The sequence below is a fragment of the Streptacidiphilus sp. PAMC 29251 genome, from assembly GCF_054208735.2.
The window spans coordinates 5,229,339-5,249,256 of sequence record NZ_CM135725.2 but is presented as its reverse complement, the minus strand read 5'-3'; the positions used below and the strand labels follow the sequence as shown (position 1 = coordinate 5,249,256).

Sequence of the window (19,918 nt, the reverse complement as noted above, 5' to 3'; positions counted from 1 at the left end):
GGCTCTGCTGGCCGCAGTGGCACCCTCCCTGTTACTGGCGGCGCCAGCCCAGGCGCAGTCCTCCAGTGCCGCACGTGCGGCGTCCCCGAAGGCAGCGGTGACCGCGCCGGTGCAGCGCGGAGATACTGCGGCCGCCCCGGTCGCGCAGCCTGCGGATGCACCGACTTTGAAGGACGCGCCGGCGGTGGCTCCCAAGCCCGCGCCGATGACCACGCCGTGGACCGCCGCGGCAACCGCCGCGATCGCCAACCCGCTGCCGGAGTACCCGCGTCCGCAGATGACCCGCACCGACTGGCAGAGCCTGAACGGCGAGTGGCAGTTCGCCAACGCGACCGCCGGGCAGGCTCCACCCGTCAACCAGACGCTGGGCGAGCGCATCAACGTGCCCTATCCGATCGAGTCGGCCCTGTCCGGCATCGCACGCCACCAGGACCGGATGTGGTACCGGCGCACCTTCACCGTCCCGGCGGCCTGGAACGGGCGGCACACCATGCTCAACTTCGGCGCGGTCGACCAGCAGGCCACGGTATGGATCAACGGGACCCAAGTCGGAGCGCACACCGGCGGCTACGACGCGTTCTCCTTCGACATCACCTCCTACCTGCACAGCGGTTCCAACGAGATCATCGTCGGGGTGTACGACCCCACCGACGCGGGCAGCGGCGCGGTGGGCAAGCAGCGCACCAGCCCCGGCGGGATCATGTACACCGCCTCGTCCGGGATCTGGCAGACGGTATGGCTGGAGCCGGTCGCGCCCGCGCACATCACCCGCCTGGACATGACCCCCGACGTCCCCGGCGCGGCGCTGAACGTCGTCGTACGCGGGGCCGGCACCAGCGGCCAGAGCGTGCAGGTGACCGCATCCCTGCCGAACGGCGGCGCCGTGGTCGGCACGGCCACCGGCAGCATCGACGCCACCATCCGGGTACCGGTGCCCAACGCGCACCTGTGGAGCCCGGACGACCCCTTCCTGTACGACATCAAAGTAACGCTGACCGGTGCGGGCGGCGGTGACGGTGTCGGCGGCTACTTCGGGATGCGCTCCATTGCCGTCACGACGGTCGACGGTGTGCCGCGCATCGTCCTCAACGGCAGCTTCCTGTTCCAGAGCGGCATGCTGGACCAGGGCTTCTGGCCCGACGGCATCTACACCGCGCCCACCGACGACGCCCTGAAGTCCGACATCGCGCAGCAGAAGAACTGGGGCTTCAACCTGATCCGCAAGCACATCAAGGTCGAACCCCAGCGCTGGTACTACTGGGCGGACAAGCTCGGCATGCTGGTATGGCAGGACATGCCGGCCATGGCCAAGAGCCCGGACGCGGCGGCCGCTACACAGTGGGAGAACGAGTTCCACGCAATGGTCGACCAGCACCTCAGCTCCCCGGCGATCGTCATGTGGGTCGACGAGAACGAGGACATGGGCTACTACGACCCGGCGAGCGTGGCCGCCCTGGTCAAGAGCTGGGACCCCAGCCGGCTGGTGGAAAACATGAGCGGCGTGAACTGCTGCGGCACCGACGGGGGCAACGGCGACGTGCTCGACTACCACACCTATCCCGGCCCCGACTCCCCGGCGCCGAACGCCCGGGCCAACGTGCTGGGCGAGTACGGCGGCTTGGGCCTGATCGTCTCGGGCCATGAGTACCATCCGGGCAGCGGCTTCGCCTACGAGATGCAGACCAGCTCGTCCGAGCTGACCAACCGGTTCCTTGGCCAGACCAAGGCGCTGGAGAACCTGATGGTCACCCGCGGCCTGAACGCCGCCGTCTACACCGAGCCCACCGACGTCGAGAACGAGAGCAACGGCTTCATGACCTACGACCGCCAGGTCGTCAAGGTCGACGCCAACGCGGTGCGCGGCGCCAACCAAGAACTGATCGCCGCATCCAAGAACCTCGGCGCGCGGCGAGTGGGCCTGCCGCTGAACACAGCCGTGTCCCTCCAGGTCGCAGCGGCCACCGACCACTATCTGCGCCACCAGAGCGGACTGGCCGTCACCTCGACCATCACCTCCGACCTCGACAAGCAGGACGCCACCTTCATCGTCCGGGCAGGCCTGGCCAACAGCGCCTGCTACTCCTTCGAGTCCTTCAACTACCCCGGCGACTACCTGCACCAGACCAACTCCAGGGTCGGCAAGGCCGCAGGCGACGGCACCTCGACCTTCGCGGCAGACGCCACCTTCTGCCCCGCCCTGGGCAACACCGGCAGCGGACTCTCGCTGCTGTCCTGGGCCCAGCCCGGCAAGTTCCTGCGCAACAGCGGCGGCCAGGTATGGCTCAGCCAGGAGGGCGGCGGCACCTCGCCCGCCGCCCAGGACAACGCAGGCGGGTACACGGCCGACACCACCTGGAACATCACCGCCCCACTCGCCACCGGCACCCCGGCGCCCCTGGCCGGAAGGACCGGCGCGGTGAAGTCCGGCCTGGCCGGCAAGTGCCTCGACGTGACCGGCGCCAACACCGCCAACGGCACCCCGGCCGCGCTCTACGACTGCAACGGCACCGCCGCGCAGACCTGGACCGCCTACTCCGACGGGTCACTGCGCGCGCTGGGCAAATGCCTGGACGCCACCGGCGGCGCCACCGCCAACGGCACCCTGCTGGAGCTGTGGGACTGCAACGGCGGCACCAACCAGCAATGGCAGCCCTACAACGGCGCCTACCGCAACCCGATCTCCAACCGCTGCCTGGACGACCCGAAAGCGAGCAGCGCCAACGGCACCCAAACGGAGCTGTGGGACTGCAACGGCACCGTCGCCCAGGTGTGGTCACTGCCCGGGGTCACCCCCGCGCCCGGCGCCACCGGCGCGATCCGGTCCGCGATCGCGGGCAAATGCGCCGACGTGACCGGCGGCAACACCGCCAACGGCACCGCAGCAGACCTGTGGGACTGCAACACCGGCACCAACCAGACCTGGTCCACCTACACCGACCGCACGGTCCGCGCCCTGGGCAAATGCCTGGAAACCGCTGGCTCCGCCACCGCCAACAACACCAGGATCCAGCTCTCGGACTGCACCGGCACCCCCAACCAGCAGTGGGTGCCCTACAACGCCGGGTACCGCAACCCGGTCTCCGGCCGGTGCCTGGACGATCCGGGCAGCACCTCCAACAACGGCGCGGTGCTCGACCTGTGGGACTGCAACGGCAGCTCCGGCCAGCACTGGTCGCAGCCCGGCGCAGCCGCACCTTCCGCCACCGCGTCCGGCCGGTAGCCCGAGCCGTCCTGTGGTGCCGCTCCGCAGTGGAGCGGCACCACACACGGCATGTGCATGAACAAGATGTCCCTTCCGTTCACACCCCGAGTAGCCGTTCGGCGTTTCGGTGGGCGATGTCGAGCTTGGCGTCGGCTGACAGGTCGCAGTTCTCCAGAAACTGCCGTGCGCCGTCGTTCCCGACGAAGGGGTAGTCCACCGAGTAGATCATGCGGTCGGTGCCCAGGACGTCGGTGCAAAAGCGCAGGTGGGCTTCGGTGAACATGCCGCTGGGGGTGAAGTAGGTGTTCTGGCGCACGTAGTCGCCGATGGTCCGCTCCAGGCCGGTGGCTTTGGGGGGCAGGGCTTCGTCGAGGCGGTCGAGGAACCAGGGGACCATCTCGCCCCAGTGCCCGAGGATGAAATGCAGGTCGGGGTAGCGGTCCAGGGCACCGCTGAGGACCAGGTGCAGGAAGTGGATGCCCGACTCGTTGTGCCATCCCCATCCGGCGGTCGCGAACCGGGTCGCGACCACGGGGGAGAGCCCGGCCTCGTAGTTGGCGGCGCTGGTGCCGCGGGTGGGCGGGGCGGGGTGGAGATAGATCGGCACCCTGAGTTCGGCGGCCGTGCGCAGGACCGGGTCGAACCGCTTGGCCGACAGGAACTCGTCGTCCGTACGACCGTGGATCAGCGCGCCGACATGCCCCAGTTCCTGCACCGCGCGCCGGAGCTCGGCCGGGGCGTGCTCGGGTGCGGTGGTGGGCACCGAGGCGAAGGCGGCGAACCGGTCGGGGTGGCGCGTACAGGCCGCGGCGAGCCGGTCGTTGACGCCGCGGACCAGCTCGGGTGCCACCTCGCGGGGCAGGTACTGCGTGGTGAGGTTGGACAGCACCTGCATGTCGATGCCGTGCGCGTCCATGTCCGCGATCCGGCCCTCGTCGAGGTCTTCCAGCACCTGCGCGGTCGGACTGTAGGGCAGGCCGCCATCCGGCGCGTAGGCCTCGCCGAAATGAGGGCTCACCTCGGCCGAGCGCGTGGCGCCCGCCCGGGCGACCGCGTTGTCGAGTGTGTGCTCCTCGATGGTAATCAGCTTCGTGGTGGTCCCTTCCTCGGTGCTGCTGCCGCTCATGCCTGGTCGTGCAGCCAGTTGTGGGCGGACCGCTTGATGATCTGCTCCAGTTCGCTGCCCCTGGTCGCGAAGACGCGCTGGACCGGGAACCCGCTCAGGTCCAGCAGGTATGCCAGTGCCGCGTACTCGCGCGGGTAGGCGGCTGCCTTCTCGCGGTCGATCTCCACCACTCCTGCCGGGAAGGTGAAGGAGCCGAAGTCGTACACGCTCTTGCGGTCCACGATGCGCCACACCCCCTCGCGCTTCTCCAGGCGGTCGATGAAGCGGTTGTGTCCGTTGCAGCCCAGGCCCAGGCGCATGTTCTCGCCGATGATGACGGCGTTGGTCTCGCTGACCGCGCGGGTGCCCTCGGCGCTGAAGGCGACCACGGGGGAGGTGATGAGGTGCTTGGTGCGGAAGTCGGAGGCACCCATCGTGGCGGAGGCGTCGACGAAGTCCGAGGCCGGCCCCTCGAACCAGGTGATCTCGATCTGCCCGTCCGCATGGAACAGCTCACGGAGCCGGTCCCACTCACCCAGGTCGCGGTGAATCCACCCTGTCATGAGGTCGGCGATGTCCTGGCGGTCCTGCAGCGTCGGTTCCATGCCTCCACTGTCTGCCCCGCATGCCGATCGGTCCAACTCATTGATACGATCAATCGATCGGTTGGACCGAATGGAGTGGTCATGGAGCTGCGCCATCTGCGGTACTTCGTGGCGGTTGCCGAGGAGCGGCACTTCGGGCGGGCCGCGAGGAGGCTGCATGTCACGCAGTCCACGCTCAGTGCGCAGGTGCAGGGGCTGGAGCGCGAGGTGGGCGGCCCGGTCTTCGTACGGACCAGCCGCCGGGTGGAGCTGACCGAGGCCGGGGAGCTACTGCTGCTCGAGGCACGCCGCGCGCTGGCCCAGGCCGATCGCGCACTGGACGTCGCCCGGAAGTCCGTCCGCGGCGAGATCGGAGCCGTGCGGGTCGGGTTTTCCGGCGTCGCCGTGCTGGAGGGAGTCCTGGCGGGGGACTTGCGCCGCTTCCACCTGGCCCGACCCGAGGTGGAGCTCTCCTTGGTCGAGCTGCCGCCGGCCGCGCAGGTCCACGCGATCCGGGAGGGAACCCTGGACATCGGCTACAGCCCCGATGTCGGCCTTGACGACGTGGGTGACCTGGCCCTGGTCCGGCGCGCGGAAAGCGCGCTGTCGATCGCTGTACGGCACGACCACGTGCTGGCCCGCGCGCAGTCGGTCACCATGGCCGATCTCGCGAACGAGCGTCTCGTGGTGTTCGCAGCCGACCAGGACGACGAGAGCGTCCTCGCCAGACTCGGGACGGCCTCCGGTGAGCACCACGTCCGCGTGACCCTGGTGACCGGCACGCTCGGCGTGCTCGCCCTCGCCTCCGCCGGGGTGGGCGTGGCCATCGTGCCTACCGTCACCGGCCTCATCGCGCTTCCGGACATCACCTATCTCCCCCTGCGCGGCGCGGGCACCGGACTCGACATCATGCTCATCAGCAGGCCCGACGAACTGTCAGGCCCCGTGCGCGCATTCGTGCACTGCTGCGCGACGGCGTCGCAGACCTGACCGGGGGGCGCGCGACGCTATGCGCCGCACTCCGCGACGCTGCGCAGTCTGGTCGCCCCGGCCAACCATTTCACTACCGATGCCCGGCGGCCGCCTCCTCGGGGCGTACGGCCTCGGCGTTGCGTCGCTTGCCGCTCGCGTGCGCGTCCTGCCCCAGGAGCCTTCCCAATGAGCAACAGATTCCCCTCCCTCGTGGACGGGCGCAGCCATAGGAACCGGGTGAGATTGAGGGCGTTGCCGTAGCGCAGCCTGTGACCGCTGCAGCTCGGGATGCGAGCTCTACTGTGGCTCTGGCGGTGGGGTGTTGAGGAAGTCATGGATGGTGACGTCGAGGGCGTCTTGGCGGATGGAGGCGTGGCGGCCCAGGAGCGCGGCGAGTTGGGGGGCGAGTTCGCGGGCGGCTGCGGCCAGGGGGCCGGCCATGCGTTGGAGGGCGGGGTCGGGCAGGCGGTGGTCGGGTCCGGCGATGGCCAGGGAGCCCAGGGGGTAGCCGTCGTCGGGGTCCAGGAGCGGGGCGGCGATTCCGGCCACTCCGGAGTGGTTGGTGTTGCGGGAGATGGCGTAGCCGTCGGTGCGGATCCGCTCCAGCACCTGCGCAGTGGGTTGTTCGCGGGCGGGCCGACTGGTGAGGATGGCCTGGGCTTCGGTGGGGGGCAGGTGCGCCAGGATGACGGTACCGGTGCATCCGGTGGTCAGGGGGGCGCGTTCGCCGGGGCGCACGACGTGGCGCAGGTCCCAGTTGGAGGGTTCGGCGCCCAGGACCAGGACGCGGTGGCTGCCGGAGCGCAGGTGCAGGGTGGCGGTCTCGCGGGTGGTCTCCGCCAGGCGGGTCAGGACCGGGCGGGTGCGCTGAATCAGGGCGGGGCGGGGTCCGATCAGGACGGCGAGGCTGATGGCGCGGCTGCCGATCCGGTAGCCGTGCCGGCCCAGGTGGTCGACATAGCCCATGTCCTGCAGGGCCCGTAGGGCGCGGTAGGCCTTGGTGCGCGGCAGGCCGGTGCGGGTGGTGATGTCGGGCAGGGAGGCGGGCTGCCGCATGCCGGCCAGGACTTCCAGCACGTAGACGGCCCGCACCGGGCCGTCGGCACTGGCACCCGCGTCATTGGTTCCGGCTGCCGGGTCTGGGGTCACGAGTTCCGCTCCTAAGTTTCATATCCTGCAACTCTGATTGCGGGAGGTGTCTTCAACGGTCGACTGTTGTGGTGGCAGATGTCAACGAAGGCCCTCGTTGCGGAACGCGGAGCCTCGTGGCCCACCCCCCAGTGAAGGCAGCCGCCCCATGTCCTCCCCCACCCGCCAGATGGCCCTGATCGCGTTCCTGCAGGCCCAGAACTGCTCCAACTACGTCGGCTCCTGGCGCCACCCTGCCTCCACCCCGGACTTCCTGACCGCGGGCTACTACCAGCGCATCGCCCGCACCCTGGAGGACGCCCGCTTCGACATGGCGTTCTTCGACGACCGCCTGGCAATGCCGGAGATCTACGGCCGCTCCTCGGACCTGGCCGTGGAGCACGGCATCCGGGCGGTGAAGATGGACCCGACCGCGGTGCTGATGGCCATGGCCATGGCCACCACCCACCTGGGTCTGGGCGCCACCTACTCCACCACGTACTACGAGCCGTTCCACGTCGCACGACTGTTCGCCACCCTGGACCAGATGAGCGGCGGCCGCGTGGCATGGAACATCGTCACCTCCCTCAACGACACGGAGGCGGCGAACTTCGGCCGCACCGCGCACCTGGGCCACGACGAGCGCTACGACCGGGCGGACGAGTTCCTGGACGTGGTCACCCGGATGTGGACCTCCTGGGAACAGGACGCCCTGATCCTGGACAAGGAGTCGGGGCGCTTCGCGGACCCGGCCAAGGTCCACCCCACCCGCTACCGGGGCAAGTACTTCCAGGTCGAGGGGACGTTCACCGTTCCGCGCTCACCGCAGGGCCACCCGGTGCTGCTGCAGGCCGGGATGAGCGGACGCGGTCTGGCGTTCGCGGGCCGGTGGGCGGAGGTGGTGTTCACCGCGTTCAAGAACCGCGACGCGGGCATCGCGGTCTACCGGAACATCAAGCAGGCCGTCGCCGACGCCGGCCGCGACCCCGACCAGGTCAAGGTCACCCCGGCGGTGGGCGTGATCGTCGCCGAGACCCCCGAGCAGGTCAAGCTCAAGGAGGCGCTGCTGCGCGGACTGGCGCGGGAGGAGGACGGGCTGGCGCTGCTGTGCGAGGGGTTGAACGTCGACTTCTCCGGCCGCGACCTGGACGCCCCGTTCTCCGACGAGGACCTGGCGCGCATGTCCTGGCAGGGCTTGCGCGACGGGGTGCTGAAGGCCAGCGGCAAACCCAACCCGTCGGTGCGCGACTTCGTCCACTACTCGCGCCGCGGCACCCTGGACGAGGCCGGGATGTTCATCGGCACCCCCGAGCAGGTCGCCGACCAGATGGAGGACTGGTTCGGTGCCTGCTGCGACGGCTTCGTGCTCGCCGCGGGCAGCCTGCCCGGCTCCTACGAGGACTTCGCCCGCCTGGTCGTCCCCGAACTGCAGCGCCGCGGCCTGGTCAAGCACGAGTACACCGGCAGCACCCTGCGCGAGAACCTCGCCCTCCCCCCGGTCGCCCTCACCGCTCGACAGAACGCGGCAAACACCGCGGCGGTGGCCTCATGAGCGCCACAGCTCCGGTGCTGACGCGGATCCTGACCCCCACCGGAATGCTCGGCTACGGCTACCCCGAACCCGACTTCTGGGAAGCGGTGGAGCGCGGGGTGGACGCCATCGTGGTGGACTCCGGCTCCACCGACCCCGGCCCCTACCTCCTGGCCCTGGGCACCACCCTGGTCTCCGACGAGTCCTACCTGCGCGACCTGCGCCCGATGCTGCAGGCCGTCAAGCGGCACGGCATCCCACTGTTCATCGGCTCCGCCGGCGGCGCGGGCACCCGCGCCCAGGTCGACCACCTCACCGCCCTGATCGCGAAGATCGCCACAGAGGAGGGCTTCACCCTGCGCGTGGCCACCGTCTACGCCGACATCGACCCCGCCACCGCGACCCAGCGACTCGCAGAGGGCAGGATCGCGGCGAACGTCCGCGGGGAGCTGCCGACGCCGGCCGACATCGAAGGCACCGCGCACCTGGTGGGGCAGATGGGCGCAGCCCCCTTCACCATGCTCATCGAGGGAAGTGAGCCGTTCGACGTCGTCGTCGCCGGTCGCGCCTACGACCCGGCCCCGCACGCAGCCTGGGCGATCAGCCGTGGAGTTCAGTCCGGCATCGCCTGGCACGCCGGGAAGATCCTGGAATGCGGCGGCGCGTGCGCCGAGCCCAAGGGCGGCGGCGTACTGGCCACCTACTGGGCAGACGCCTTTGAATTGACCCCGATGAGCCCGAAGCAGGCCTGCACCCCGCTGTCGGTGGCCGCCCACACCCTGTACGAGAAGGCCCGCCCGGACCTGCTGCCGGGCCCCGACGGCGTCCTGGACGTCACCGCCTGCACCTACATCCCCGTCGATGAGCGCACGGTACGTGTCACCGGCAGCGTGCACCACGACAGGGCGGCCAGCATCAAACTGGAGGGCGCGGCCGTGGCCGGGCACCGCGCGGCGTTCATCGGCGGGGTCCGCGACCCGATCCTGATCGGCCAACTGGACCACCTGCTGGACCTGGTCCGCCAGTACACCGGAAGTCTGCACCCGCAGCTGGCCGACGGCACGGCCCGCCTGCACTTCCAGGTCTACGGCCGCGACGCGGTCATGGGCGCCCTGGAACCCTGCACCCGGGTGCCGCACGAGGTCGGCGTCCTTGGCACCGTCACCGCCCCCACCCCCGAGGCGGCCAAGGCCATCGCCACGACGGCCCGTGTCGCGGTGCTGCACGCCCCCTACCCCGGGCAGTTGGCCACCGCCGGGAACCTGGCCCTGCCGCTGAACCCCATGGACACCCCCATCGGCCCAGTCTCCACGTTCACGGTCTACCACGTCATGGACGCCACCGGACTGGACGACCTGTTCCCCCTCACCTTCCAGGAGGTCGGCCGCGCATGAGCACTCCCACCCGGCCGCTGAAAGACCTCGCGCAGGTCATCCGCAGCAAGAACGCCGGTCCCTACGAGATCACCTTCGACGTCATGTTCACCGACCCCGCCGTGTACGCCCACGTCCGGGACAGCCGTGCACTCACCCGCGAGGGCATCGCCGCCCTCTACCAAGTCGATGACACGCAGATCACCTACTTCGCGTTCTTCGAACCCGCCCTGGCCTTCAAGTTCACCCTGATCCGCCAGGGCGACCAGGGCGGGGTGGGCGAACGCGACACCTTCGGCGCCCAGCAGCACGCCCCCCTGCTGGACCTGCCCATCCCCGTATGAAACGGAGAACCCCCGATGGACCTGATCCCCACTCCGGCCGAGCCTGCCGCCCTGCGCGCCGCGTTCGCGTGCATCCCCCAGGGCGTCACCGCGCTCTGCGCCCTGGACGAGAGCGGCACCCCGCGCGGCATCACCGCCAGTTCCCTGACCACCGTCTCCCTGGACCCGCCGCTGATCTCGGTGGCCATGGCGCACACCTCCACCACCTGGCCGCGCCTGCGCCACCTGCCGCGCCTGGGCGTGAGCGTCCTGGCCGACGACCAGAACGAGACCTGCCGGGCCCTGGCCGCCCGCACCCAGGACCGCTTCGCCGACATCGACTGGCACGCCACCGACCACGGCGCGGTGCTCCTGGGCGACGCGGTGCTGTGGATGGACTGCACCATCGAAGACGCGATGCCCGCAGGCGACCACCAGATCGTTCTCCTGCGCATCCACGCCTTGTCCGCGCAGCCCGACCGCGAACCCCTGGTCTTCCACGCCAGCCGCTTCCGCCGCCTGCAACCCTGCTGACACCCCCCGCACGATCCCCCTGGAGCCGCACATGACCACCAAGAAACACCAGCCCTCATCGGCACTGGCCCCCCAACTGGCCGCCGCCGTCACTTCCCTGACCTGGAACCAGGTCCCCGAACCGGTGCGAGCCGTCGCCAAAGCCCACCTCCTGGACGCCCTCGGCCTTGCGGTCGCAGCCACCGGCATGGACTTCGGCCACGCCGTCCACCACGCCGCCACCCGACTCGGCGACGGCGACCAGGCCCACGTCATCGGGTTCGGCACCGCACTGCCCACCGCCTCCGCCGCGCTGGCCAACGGCACCCTGATCCACGGCCTGGACTTCGACGACACGCACATCGGCGCCATCTACCACGCCACCGCGCCCGCCCTGGCCGCCGCCCTCGCCGTGGGCGAGGAGCAGCACGCCACCGGTCCCGACATCCTGCTGGCGTATGTGACCGGGCTGGAGGTCGGCTGCCGGCTGGCCGCCGCTGGTGCGGGCAAGTTCCACGCCCGCGGCTTCCACCCCACCGGCATCGCCGGAACCTTCGCCGCCGCCTGCGTGGCTGCAAAGCTCCGTGGCCTGGATGCCCCCACATTGACCAGTGCGCTGGGGCTGTGCGGCAGCCAGGCCGCGGGCATCCTGGAGCTGCACGGATCCTGGCTCAAGCGCATGCACCCCGGCTGGGCCGCCCACGCCGGCATCATCGCCGTCACCCTGGCCGAAGCCGGCTTCCGCGGACCGGCCACCGTCTTCGAAGGATCAGGGGGCCTGTACGCCAGCCACCTCGGCGAGCAGGTCACCTCCGAGGACTTGGGCCTGGCCGATCTGGGCACCAGGTGGATGACCTTGGACATCGCGCTGAAGCCCTACCCGTGCTGCCACTTCACCCACGCCTTCGCCGACGCCGCCCGCGCCCTGCTCACCGACCTCGGCGTCGAGCGGCTCAGTCCCGAAGAGGTGGAGCGCATCGAGTGCCCCACCGCACCGGCGCTGATCCCGCTAGTCACCGAACCCGCCGCCGCCAAGATCGCCCCGAAGACGATCTACGACGCCCTGTTCTCCGTCCAGTACGTCGTCGCCACCGCCCTGGCCGGGCGCCCCGTGGACCTGGGCACCTTCTACGACCAGCCCCTGGACGACCCCGACACCCTCGCGCTGGCCGCCACCGTCACCTGCACCCCCGACCCCGGCACTGACTTCCCCCACCACTTCCCCGGCGAAGTCGTCCTGCACCTGACCGACGGACGCACCCTGCGCCGCAAGATCCCCGCCAGTCACGGCACCCCCGACGACCCCATGACCGACCCTGAAATTCGTGCCAAGTACCAGGCCAACGCCACCCGCACCCTGACCGGCAGTCAGGCACGCCAGCTCGCGGACCTTATCGCCGGCCTGGAACTGGCCAAGGAGATCACCACTCTCCTCCAGGCCACCACCGTCACCCCGGAACGCCTGCAGGCCGCCCCGACGCCCTCCTGACACCCAGACACCTGCGCGCCCCGGCCGCGGCCGGGCGGGAAGCACCATCACCCGCCCGGCCGCACCGCAAGCACCACCGCAGGTCACCGGTGCCCGCGACCCCTAACGTGGCAGGTGTCCCGTAGAGGAGAGCGATGACATCCCCCGGCTCGACCGCCAGCCTGGCCCGCGCCACGCAGCTCCTGCGCCACCCGAAGCTGTGGCTGTTCCCCCGCGGTGCTGTCCGGCCTGCTCGCACTACTGCTGACGCTGCCGTACCTGGGCGGCACCATCAACCCCCAAGGCGACCTGCACCACCTTCCCCTGGGCATCGTCAACGCCGACCAGAGCCCACCGCTGCCCGGCCAGAGCGAGAACCTGGGCGCCCAGATCACCCGCCAGATCACCACCGCCGACACCTCCGGGCAGCCGGCCCGCTGGCAGGTCATGACCGCGCAGCAGGCCCAACAGGAACTCGCCTCCGCGAAGGTCAACGGCGTGCTGGAGATTCCCGCGGACTTCACCCCCTCCATCGCCGCCCTGTCCAGTACCGCCGCCCATCCCGTACGGCTCACCATGACGGTGCTGACCAACCCCCGGCGTGGGCAGTCTCGGCTCCTCTCTGGTCTCCTCGATCGCCCAGCAGGCTGCCCACCAGTCATCCCTGGCCTGGGGCGGCAACTGGGCGCCGCACCCGCCGCGGCTGGGGCCCCTTCTGCGACGCGTCTCCTGCTGGCCGACCCGGTCACCGTCACCACCCAGGTCGGCCATCCGATCGGCGCGCACAGCGATTTGGGCCTTACCGCGTTCTAATACACCCTGCTGCTGGTCCTGGCCGGGTTCATGGGCGCCAACATCATCAGCAGCGGCGTCGACTCCGCCCTGGGGTATGCCGACACCGAGATCGGCCCCTGGCACACCCGCCGCCCCACAGTACATATCAGCCGCACCCAGACCCTCCTGCTCAAACGCGCCATGACCGCCGCCATCGCGGTGCTACCCATCACCCTGATCATGGTCGCCGCGATCGCGGTCCTCGGCATGGACGCCTCCCACCTGCCGCTGCTGTGGATCTTCTCGTTCTGCGCCACCGTCGCGGTCGGCTGGGGCGTCCAAGCCATCAACGCCGCCTTCGGCAGCATCGGCCAACTCGGCCATGTTCGTGTTCATCGTCCTGGCACTGCCCTCCTCCGGTGCCACCAATCCCCTGCAGGCCGTCCCCGGCTTCTACCGCTTCCTGGCGATCTTCGAACCCATGCGCCAGCTCAGCGGCGGCATCCGGGCGATTCTCTTCTTCGACGCCCGCGCCAACGCCGGCGTGGCCAGTGCCTGGACCATGATCGCGATCGGCGTAGCCGTCGCCCTGCTCTTCGGCCTGGCGATGACCCGTTCCTACGACCGCAAGGGGCTTGCACCGCAGGAAACCCGAACCCACCTGACCCCCTGAACCCGTTGACCGACAGCCAAGGAGCTACCGCGTCATGAAAGCCGTCCAGTACCGCACCCCCGGCAGCGCACCCGAGGTCGTCACCGTGCCCGACCCCGAACCCGGCCCGGGCCAGGTCCTCCTCAAGATCACCGCAGCCGGGGTGTGCCACTCCGACATCGCCGTCATGAGTTTGACCACCGACAAGATCACCTTCCCGCTGCCACTCACCCTGGGCCACGAAGGCGCGGGCACCATCGCCGCCCTCGGCCAGGGCGTCACCGGCCTGAACGAAGGCGACCCCGTGGCCATCTACGGTCCCTGGGGATGCGGCACCTGCCACATGTGCGCCCAGGGCAAGGAAAACTACTGCACCCGTGCCGCACAACTGGGCATCTTCCCTCCAGGCCTCGGGGCGCCCGGCGCCATGGCCCAATACATGCTCGTCGACGACCCCCGACACCTGGTTCCACTCGGTGACCTGGACCCGGTGCGCTCAGTGCCGCTGACCGACGCCGGCCTGACCCCCTACCATGCGATCAAACGCTCGCTGGGCAAACTGCTGCCCGGCAGCACCACGGTGGTCATCGGCACCGGGGGCCTTGGCCACGTGGCGATTCAGCTCCTGCGTGCGATGAGTTCCACCCGCGTCATCGCCCTGGACGTGAACGAGGACAAACTCGCCTTCGCCCGCTCTGTCGGCGCGCACGAGACGGTAATCTCCGACGCCGGGGCGGCCGAGAAGGTTCGCGCGCTCACCGCCGGGGCCGGCGCCCAGCTCGTGCTGGACTTCGTCGGCGCCCCGCCCACCCTGGCCACCGCCGGCGCTGTAGCAGCCGTGGAAGCCGACGTGACGATCGTGGGCATCGGCGGCGGCACGCTGCCCGTCGGCTTCGGCAGCCTGCCCTACGAGGTATCGGTGACCGCACCCTACTGGGGCACCCGCGCCGAACTCATCGAAGTCATGGACCTCGCCCGCACCGGCGCCCTGGCCATCGAAGTCGAAACCTACGACATCGACCAGGCCCCCCTGGCCTACGAACGCCTGCACGCCGGAAAAATCACCGGCCGCGCGGTCATCCTCCCCCACCCGTGATCCAGAAGGCCCGAGCCGTCCCGACACACCACCTGGGAAAGCTCAACCGAGCGTGGGACATCCTGTCCCGATGCCTGACCTGGCCCCACGCCTTTTCCCCTATTTCCCGCAGGAGACCCTCACCCGACCGCCTGGCCAAAAATCGACGTCGAGCAGTGTGTCGAGGTCAGCGCAGGCGGAGGCATACAGGCCGTCGTCTGATCGGCATCGGGATCGGGATGACCATGCAGAACCTGATCCGTAGCCTCTGCGCTGGCGACGGGTCGATTCCAGCAGCCTGCCATCACGAACTGTCCGCGCACCAGGAGCTCGTCGGCCTCGCCGACCGGGAAGGCCGGTACGTTTGGCAGGTGCAGACTGTCACGGTCACCGGCGGCGACGCCCATGGCGCTCAGCACGCCGGCGAACCGGCCGATGGCCCGGTCGAGGTCCCGGTGGGTCAGCAGTTGGTCATCGAGTATGACGGCGGCACGGTCCGGGCCGGTGATCGCAGCCGCCGGCTCCTCGGCGCTTCGGCCATCGCGCCCCGCCTCGCTGGCGCCTGGACACCTGGAGGTCATTACAGCGGCTGTTCGGTGCTGGGCAGCAGGGATTCGTCGAACGGCGGCAGCGGCTCGATCAGCGGCGCCAGGAGTTCTGCGGCGCGTTCGGTGGTCAGGACGTCGGCCGGATCAAGCTTGATCAGCTCGCGCTCGGAGTCGTCGAACTCCCACACATTCTCCCCGATCAGCCGGCACCGTTCGTCATAGGGCCAGACCATCGCAACGCGGCCTTTGCGCAGGTACATCGCCTCGGGGTCGTCGACCTCGAAGCCGCCGGCCGCCAGATCGGAGCCGAGCACCTGCTGGTAGCCCAGCGTCGAGCTGACGACCAGCCAATCGCCCACCGCGATCGTCTCGCTGACGATGTAGAACGCTGACTGATTGGTCTGGGCCCAGTACCGGTAGACCGCCTCGACCTGCTCGCGGCCTTCGAGCTGTACCGCGGGCCCCATGTGGAAGCGGTACACCGGGTGCTCGACGGTCATCTCCGGGGCGAAGATCTCCTCGATCCGCCCGGCGTGTTCGAGGTTGCGGTGCCGGTCGTAGGCCCGCAGAAGATGCCGGTGGCGGGGGTTGTCGGTGCGCTCGATCAACTCGCGGACGGCGCGGTTGGTCTGGGTGATGTCGAACCAGGTCGTGTCGATCGCTGTCATGTGAGTTCCTGTTCTGCTGGGGCCAGGGGCCGGTGTGGATCGATGAGGATCTTGGCGTGCTTCTCGGGGTCGGCCAGCGCGTCGAAGGCGCCGGCCACGGCGTCCAGGCCGACCGTCGCGCTGATCATCGGGGTGGGATCGATCGTGCCGCGGGCGAGCCGGTGGAGCGTGTCGCTGAACTCCAGCGGCGTGTAGCCGACCACGAACCGAAGGTCGACCTCCTTGTTCACGGCCATCACGGGCCGGATGGTGTCCGGGATCATGCAGACGCCCGCGACCACGACGCGGGAGTACAGCGGCGCGCTGGTGATGATGCTGTCGAGCATGCCGGGGACGCCGACGCATTCGAAGATCACGGGTCGTTTCGGGGCGGCGCCGAGCTTTTCGGCGGCGCGCCAGACGTGGTGCCACGGCACCGGCAGGCCTTTGAGCTTCTCCAAGGTTCCGACGCCGAGGGCGACGGCGGCGGGTAGCGAGGTCAGGAACCCGCGCTCGCCCGCGGCCTGGTACGGCTGCTGCTCCGCCGGGTCGACGACCAGATCTGCGCCGCACGCCTTCGCCAGCGCACGCCGCCCGGCCGACAGATCGGCGGCTACGACGGTTCGCACCCCGCGCGCTTTGAGCATGCAGATGACGGCCAGCCCGACAGGACCACAGCCGATGACGATCGCGGTGTCTTTGCGGTTCACATCGGCCCGGCGGACCGCGTGCCAGCCGATGGCCATGGGTTCGGTGAGCGCGCCGACTTCGAGGGAAAGGCCGTTGGGCAGCGCGAACATCAACGACTCTTCGACGACCACCTGTTCGGCGTAGGCGCCCGGTGCGGCGGCCGATATACCGATCGCGTCGAATCCGTTGTCGGTGCGCAGCAACGGCATGGCCACCACGCCGGTGCCGACCGGCAGCGTGCGGCGGCACTTCGGTCCGTACTCGACGACCGTGCCGGTGAACTCGTGCCCGAACACGACACGCTGCTCCGAGCGCATCGCGGAGTGGTATCCGGCCTCGGCCAGAACGTCGGCCTGCTGGTCGGCGAAGTGGCGCGCGTGCAGATCGGAGCCGCAGATGCCGCACCGGGCGACGTCCAGCAGCACCTGCCCCGGTCCGGGCACGGGATCGGGCAGCTCAACGACCTGCAGCATGCCGCGCTGGCACACCACCGCCTTCATCGGCGCGCCTCCGACGGCTTCAACACGGGCCTCAAAGGCCGCGCGCAGCGGGAGCGCCCCGATGGTCGGCGTCTGGAGGGACGAACCGGCTCGGTGGTTCGCGGTTTTCCACCTGCTGGCGGTGAGCCCGGGATCAGGGCGTCGACGGGCCGGCGCTCCAAGTCCGGACGAGCTGAGATCTCGGTCATGACACTCCCATCAGCGGACACGACGCATGCTGTCGCCGCCACGATGACACGCCGAACGAACCTTGTGCAACATCTGGAGAAAATGTTGCACTAGTCGTGAGAGTGGCTTCGTCGGGCAGCGGCGCCATGCGAGCGACCATGTCGATCGGGCCGGAAGCGTTGGCCTTCGCCCTGGTTTGGATGGGAGGGTCGTTCATCTACGCCGACGTCCTCGCCGACCGCCAACCGGTCTCTGGCAACGCCAACCTCCGTCAGCAGGCGCTGCTGTGCGGCTTTCTCAAGCCGGGGTTCGGGGGCCGGGGCGGCTGAGGATCGGCGTCAGTCCGGTGTCCTTGGCGACGGCTGTCAGGTCGTCGGCGTCGTCGGCCGACCGGCCGTTGACGATCCGGGCCAGTCGCCTGCCGACCCGGATCTCGGCAGAGGGGGCGCCGGCGCCATGCGCGGCCCAGGACGCGTCCCACCCGTATTCCGCGACGTGCGCGAAGGCCACGGCGGTGTGGATGTCGACAACCGCGGCCAGCGGCCTGGGCTGCCTCGATCTGGGCCCAGGCTCCGTCGATCAGCTCCATCCGCGTCGCGCGGGGCACGGCAGATCAGTCGGCCGCGCGTCTTGGGGGGAGGTACGTAGCATCTGATCCCGTGAGGAAACCTCCACTCAGCGCCGGTACTCCTCGGAGTTGTTCTCCATGGATGTGAACGGGGCGGCGGCATAGGCACCGTCACACGCCTACTAGGCCCCGTCAGCGGCCTTGAGCAGGATCAAGGAGCAGGCCGCCCGCTGAGGAAGGCGGCCGACGGTCCTCGAACAGGCCTGCTTCAGTCGGCGGCTTGTCCCGGCAGCATCGGCCGTAGTTCTCGTTTGAGGAGCTTTCCGGGGCCGCTCTTGGGCAGTTCGGGCAGGAATCTGATTTCGCGCGGGCACTTGTAGGCGGCCAGGCGTTGCCGGCAGTGCGCGATGAGAGCGTCGGTGTCGGCTTCGGCGCCGGGGCGCAGTGCGACGAAGGCGACGATCTGTTCGCCGAGCCGGGTGTCGGGGCGGCCGATGACGGCTGCTTCGGCGACGGCCGGGTGGGCGTAGAGGACTTCTTCGACCTCGCGCGGGTAGACGTTGTAGCCGCCGCGGATGATCAGATCCTTGATCCGGTCGACGATGTAGAGGAAGCCGTCCTCGTCCCGGTAGGCCAGGTCGCCGGTGTGCAGCCAGCCGTCGCGCAGAGCCCCGGCGGTGGCCTCTGGGTTGCGGTAGTAGCCCCTCATCACGTTGTGACCGCGCAGTACCACCTCCCCGACCTGGTCGGGCCCCGGCGGGAGCTCGGCGCCGTCGCCGTCGACGATGCTCACCTCCACGCCCCACATCGGTTTGCCGATCGACAGCGGTCTGCGGTCCTCGGCGCTCCGATTGAACACCGCGGCCGAGGCGGTCTCGGACAGGCCGTAGCCCTCCAGGACCACGATGCCGAACTTCTTCTCAAAGGCCTGCAACAGCACGTCGGGCATCGCCGCTCCGCCGCAGGAGCCGATGCGCAGCCGCGACAGGTCCCGGCCTTCGATGTCGGCGGCGAGCAGTGTCTGGTACATCGTCGGGACACCGGCCATGACGCTCACGCCGTGCCGTTCCAGGGCGTCGACAACCGCCTCGGCCCCGAATTGCGGGACTACTGACAGGGTCCCGCCGTACCGGACGGCCGCGTTGAGCACCGAGGACAGGCCGTAGATGTGGAAGAACGGCAGCACCGCCAGGGACACGTCCTCGGCCTCGATGCCGAACAGGTCGGCGCAGATCGTGCAGTTCATGTACAGCTGGAAGTGGGTGAGCTCGGCGCCTTTGGGGCGCCCGGTGGTCCCGGAGGTGTAGATGATGACGGCCGTGTCGTCGGCCGCGGTGGTCGCCATGGACGCGGGCCGATCGGCCTGCGGTGAGGTCAAGGTGACGAAAGGTGTGAACCCTTCGGTGACGCCGCGACCGTCCGGCGGCTCGACCTCGTAGAGGAAGAACCCGTCGATGCCCTCGGCCGCGACGGCCATTTCCGGGACGCAGGATCCGAAGCAGATAGCTACCCGAGCCTGGGAATCGGTCACCTGGTGAGCGATCTCGGACGCCTTGAGCTGCGGGTTGAGCGGGACCATCACCAGCCCGGCCTTCAGGATCCCGAAGTACGCCTGCAGGAACTCCGGAATGTTCGGCAGCTGGACCGCCACCTTGTCGCCCCGGACCAGGCCGCGGGCCAGCAGTCCGGCGGCGACCCGGTCGGAGCTCTCGTCGAGTTGGGCATAGGTCATGGTCTGTTCGCCGATCCGGCAGCAGGCCTTCGCCGGAGACGCAGCGGCCGACTCCCTGAGCATGGTGGCCAGATTGAAGCTCACGGTCTACTCCTGTCCTGTTCGGTGTCCGTGCCGCGTCCGGCGGCCCGGTCATGCTTCGGTTCCCCTGACACTGTCCGCCGGCGGTCCGCGCCGTGGCGGGCCTCGGTCGGCGGGCGGCCGCCGAAACGCAGCGTCGGGCATGTCCATCAGGGCGATGTCGGTCCGTCCCAGGGCCACCGTGCGGCGGGCTGCCAGCTTCGGCAGCACCTCGGCGGTGAAGAACCGGGCGGCAGCGGCCGTGCCTGTGCAAAGGCCGCCGTCCGCGTCGGCGTCCAGCGCCG

Annotated in this window: 19 protein-coding genes and 1 pseudogene; 11 read left to right on the top strand and 9 right to left on the bottom strand. The window is 69.7% G+C overall.

Annotated elements, in window-relative coordinates; genetic code table 11:
* Window positions 1-34: 34 nt before the first annotated feature.
* Both ACXKR8_RS24750 and ACXKR8_RS24745 read left to right on the top strand, forming a co-directional pair.
* Window positions 35-2,377: pseudogene (locus tag ACXKR8_RS24750) on the top strand (AbfB domain-containing protein); the annotation flags it as partial.
* Between the two features lie 39 nt (window positions 2,378-2,416).
* The gene (locus ACXKR8_RS24745) at window positions 2,417-3,220 is read left to right on the top strand and encodes a ricin-type beta-trefoil lectin domain protein (RefSeq protein ID WP_458275077.1); all 804 of its coding nucleotides are present in this window, start codon (window positions 2,417-2,419) and stop codon (window positions 3,218-3,220) included.
* A 79-nt stretch (window positions 3,221-3,299) separates the two neighbouring features.
* On the opposite strand, the gene ACXKR8_RS24740 is transcribed toward ACXKR8_RS24745, so the two are convergent.
* Window positions 3,300-4,328: an amidohydrolase family protein gene (locus ACXKR8_RS24740; protein ID WP_458266768.1), complete on the bottom strand. Its 1,029-nt coding sequence runs from the start codon at window positions 4,326-4,328 to the stop codon at window positions 3,300-3,302.
* Complete coding sequence (locus ACXKR8_RS24735; protein WP_458266767.1) at window positions 4,325-4,912, bottom strand: nuclear transport factor 2 family protein; 588 nt, start codon at window positions 4,910-4,912, stop codon at window positions 4,325-4,327. The genes ACXKR8_RS24740 and ACXKR8_RS24735 overlap by 4 nt, the downstream gene beginning before the upstream one ends.
* 81 nt (window positions 4,913-4,993) lie before the next feature.
* On the opposite strand from ACXKR8_RS24735, the gene ACXKR8_RS24730 reads away from it, so the two are divergent.
* Window positions 4,994-5,881: a LysR substrate-binding domain-containing protein gene (locus tag ACXKR8_RS24730; RefSeq protein WP_458266766.1), complete on the top strand. Its 888-nt coding sequence runs from the start codon at window positions 4,994-4,996 to the stop codon at window positions 5,879-5,881.
* A 279-nt stretch (window positions 5,882-6,160) separates the two neighbouring features.
* Here ACXKR8_RS24730 and ACXKR8_RS24725 read toward each other — a convergent pair whose 3' ends face one another.
* A complete protein-coding gene (locus tag ACXKR8_RS24725) occupies window positions 6,161-7,012 on the bottom strand; it encodes an IclR family transcriptional regulator (RefSeq protein WP_458266765.1) in 852 nt (283 codons plus the stop codon).
* Between the two features lie 148 nt (window positions 7,013-7,160).
* Between ACXKR8_RS24725 and ACXKR8_RS24720 the strand changes: the two genes are divergently transcribed.
* The 6 genes from ACXKR8_RS24720 (at window position 7,161) to ACXKR8_RS24695 (ending at window position 13,012) form a co-directional block, all read left to right on the top strand.
* Window positions 7,161-8,543: an LLM class flavin-dependent oxidoreductase gene (locus tag ACXKR8_RS24720; RefSeq protein ID WP_458266764.1), complete on the top strand. Its 1,383-nt coding sequence runs from the start codon at window positions 7,161-7,163 to the stop codon at window positions 8,541-8,543.
* Window positions 8,540-9,916, top strand: coding sequence for an acyclic terpene utilization AtuA family protein (locus tag ACXKR8_RS24715; RefSeq protein WP_458266763.1), 1,377 nt, complete (start codon window positions 8,540-8,542; stop codon window positions 9,914-9,916). Before ACXKR8_RS24720 ends, ACXKR8_RS24715 begins: the two co-directional genes overlap by 4 nt.
* Complete coding sequence (locus ACXKR8_RS24710; RefSeq protein ID WP_458266762.1) at window positions 9,913-10,239, top strand: DUF4387 domain-containing protein; 327 nt, start codon at window positions 9,913-9,915, stop codon at window positions 10,237-10,239. Before ACXKR8_RS24715 ends, ACXKR8_RS24710 begins: the two co-directional genes overlap by 4 nt.
* 15 nt (window positions 10,240-10,254) lie before the next feature.
* Window positions 10,255-10,752, top strand: a complete 498-nt coding sequence (locus ACXKR8_RS24705; RefSeq protein ID WP_458266761.1) for a flavin reductase family protein — start codon at window positions 10,255-10,257, stop codon at window positions 10,750-10,752.
* A 31-nt stretch (window positions 10,753-10,783) separates the two neighbouring features.
* Window positions 10,784-12,220, top strand: a complete 1,437-nt coding sequence (locus tag ACXKR8_RS24700; protein WP_458266760.1) for an MmgE/PrpD family protein — start codon at window positions 10,784-10,786, stop codon at window positions 12,218-12,220.
* Between the two features lie 216 nt (window positions 12,221-12,436).
* Window positions 12,437-13,012 carry a YhgE/Pip domain-containing protein gene (locus ACXKR8_RS24695; RefSeq protein ID WP_458266759.1) on the top strand — a complete coding sequence of 192 codons (576 nt, stop codon included), beginning with the start codon at window positions 12,437-12,439 and terminating at the stop codon, window positions 13,010-13,012.
* On the opposite strand, the gene ACXKR8_RS24690 is transcribed toward ACXKR8_RS24695, so the two are convergent.
* Entirely contained in the window at window positions 13,009-13,320 is a 312-nt protein-coding gene (locus ACXKR8_RS24690) for a hypothetical protein (RefSeq protein ID WP_458266758.1), read from the bottom strand. The two genes, ACXKR8_RS24695 and ACXKR8_RS24690, sit on opposite strands and share 4 nt — an antisense overlap.
* Before the next feature lie 35 nt (window positions 13,321-13,355).
* Here ACXKR8_RS24690 and ACXKR8_RS24685 point away from each other — a divergent pair, with 35 nt between their 5' ends.
* Together ACXKR8_RS24685 and ACXKR8_RS24680 are read left to right on the top strand one after the other, a co-directional pair.
* Window positions 13,356-13,646, top strand: coding sequence for a DUF3533 domain-containing protein (locus tag ACXKR8_RS24685; protein ID WP_458266757.1), 291 nt, complete (start codon window positions 13,356-13,358; stop codon window positions 13,644-13,646).
* Window positions 13,647-13,680: 34 nt separating this feature from the next.
* Window positions 13,681-14,721 carry an NAD(P)-dependent alcohol dehydrogenase gene (locus tag ACXKR8_RS24680; protein ID WP_458266756.1) on the top strand — a complete coding sequence of 347 codons (1,041 nt, stop codon included), beginning with the start codon at window positions 13,681-13,683 and terminating at the stop codon, window positions 14,719-14,721.
* Between the two features lie 119 nt (window positions 14,722-14,840).
* Here the strand turns inward: ACXKR8_RS24680 and ACXKR8_RS24675 are convergent, their stop codons facing one another.
* The 5 genes from ACXKR8_RS24675 to ACXKR8_RS24655 all read right to left on the bottom strand — a co-directional run bounded on the left by ACXKR8_RS24675 (window position 14,841) and on the right by ACXKR8_RS24655 (window position 19,637).
* Window positions 14,841-15,281 (bottom strand): AMP-binding protein, encoded by a 441-nt coding sequence (locus tag ACXKR8_RS24675; RefSeq protein ID WP_458266755.1) that lies wholly within the window; start codon window positions 15,279-15,281, stop codon window positions 14,841-14,843.
* Entirely contained in the window at window positions 15,281-15,916 is a 636-nt protein-coding gene (locus ACXKR8_RS24670; protein ID WP_458266754.1) for a hypothetical protein, read from the bottom strand. Before ACXKR8_RS24670 ends, ACXKR8_RS24675 begins: the two co-directional genes overlap by 1 nt.
* Entirely contained in the window at window positions 15,913-17,085 is a 1,173-nt protein-coding gene (locus ACXKR8_RS24665) for a zinc-binding dehydrogenase (protein WP_458266753.1), read from the bottom strand. The genes ACXKR8_RS24670 and ACXKR8_RS24665 overlap by 4 nt, the downstream gene beginning before the upstream one ends.
* Window positions 17,086-17,550: 465 nt before the next feature.
* Complete coding sequence (locus ACXKR8_RS24660) at window positions 17,551-17,763, bottom strand: hypothetical protein (RefSeq protein ID WP_458266752.1); 213 nt, start codon at window positions 17,761-17,763, stop codon at window positions 17,551-17,553.
* A 326-nt stretch (window positions 17,764-18,089) separates the two neighbouring features.
* Complete coding sequence (locus ACXKR8_RS24655; RefSeq protein WP_458266751.1) at window positions 18,090-19,637, bottom strand: long-chain-fatty-acid--CoA ligase; 1,548 nt, start codon at window positions 19,635-19,637, stop codon at window positions 18,090-18,092.
* Between the last annotated feature and the right edge of the window lie 281 nt (window positions 19,638-19,918).

What these genes read in the sequence shown, in the direction of transcription:
- ACXKR8_RS24670 (WP_458266754.1), bottom strand. Translation starts at nt 15,916, where the DNA reads ATGACAGCGATCGACACGACCTGGTTCGACATCACCCAGACCAACCGC.
- ACXKR8_RS24675 (WP_458266755.1), bottom strand. Translation starts at nt 15,281, where the DNA reads ATGACCTCCAGGTGTCCAGGCGCCAGCGAGGCGGGGCGCGATGGCCGA.
- ACXKR8_RS24720 (WP_458266764.1), top strand. Translation starts at nt 7,161, where the DNA reads ATGTCCTCCCCCACCCGCCAGATGGCCCTGATCGCGTTCCTGCAGGCC.
- ACXKR8_RS24680 (WP_458266756.1), top strand. Translation starts at nt 13,681, where the DNA reads ATGAAAGCCGTCCAGTACCGCACCCCCGGCAGCGCACCCGAGGTCGTC.
- ACXKR8_RS24710 (WP_458266762.1), top strand. Translation starts at nt 9,913, where the DNA reads ATGAGCACTCCCACCCGGCCGCTGAAAGACCTCGCGCAGGTCATCCGC.
- ACXKR8_RS24705 (WP_458266761.1), top strand. Translation starts at nt 10,255, where the DNA reads ATGGACCTGATCCCCACTCCGGCCGAGCCTGCCGCCCTGCGCGCCGCG.
- ACXKR8_RS24685 (WP_458266757.1), top strand. Translation starts at nt 13,356, where the DNA reads ATGTTCGTGTTCATCGTCCTGGCACTGCCCTCCTCCGGTGCCACCAAT.
- ACXKR8_RS24740 (WP_458266768.1), bottom strand. Translation starts at nt 4,328, where the DNA reads ATGAGCGGCAGCAGCACCGAGGAAGGGACCACCACGAAGCTGATTACC.
- ACXKR8_RS24665 (WP_458266753.1), bottom strand. Translation starts at nt 17,085, where the DNA reads ATGAAGGCGGTGGTGTGCCAGCGCGGCATGCTGCAGGTCGTTGAGCTG.
- ACXKR8_RS24735 (WP_458266767.1), bottom strand. Translation starts at nt 4,912, where the DNA reads ATGGAACCGACGCTGCAGGACCGCCAGGACATCGCCGACCTCATGACA.
- ACXKR8_RS24715 (WP_458266763.1), top strand. Translation starts at nt 8,540, where the DNA reads ATGAGCGCCACAGCTCCGGTGCTGACGCGGATCCTGACCCCCACCGGA.
- ACXKR8_RS24730 (WP_458266766.1), top strand. Translation starts at nt 4,994, where the DNA reads ATGGAGCTGCGCCATCTGCGGTACTTCGTGGCGGTTGCCGAGGAGCGG.
- ACXKR8_RS24700 (WP_458266760.1), top strand. Translation starts at nt 10,784, where the DNA reads ATGACCACCAAGAAACACCAGCCCTCATCGGCACTGGCCCCCCAACTG.
- ACXKR8_RS24690 (WP_458266758.1), bottom strand. Translation starts at nt 13,320, where the DNA reads ATGGCTTGGACGCCCCAGCCGACCGCGACGGTGGCGCAGAACGAGAAG.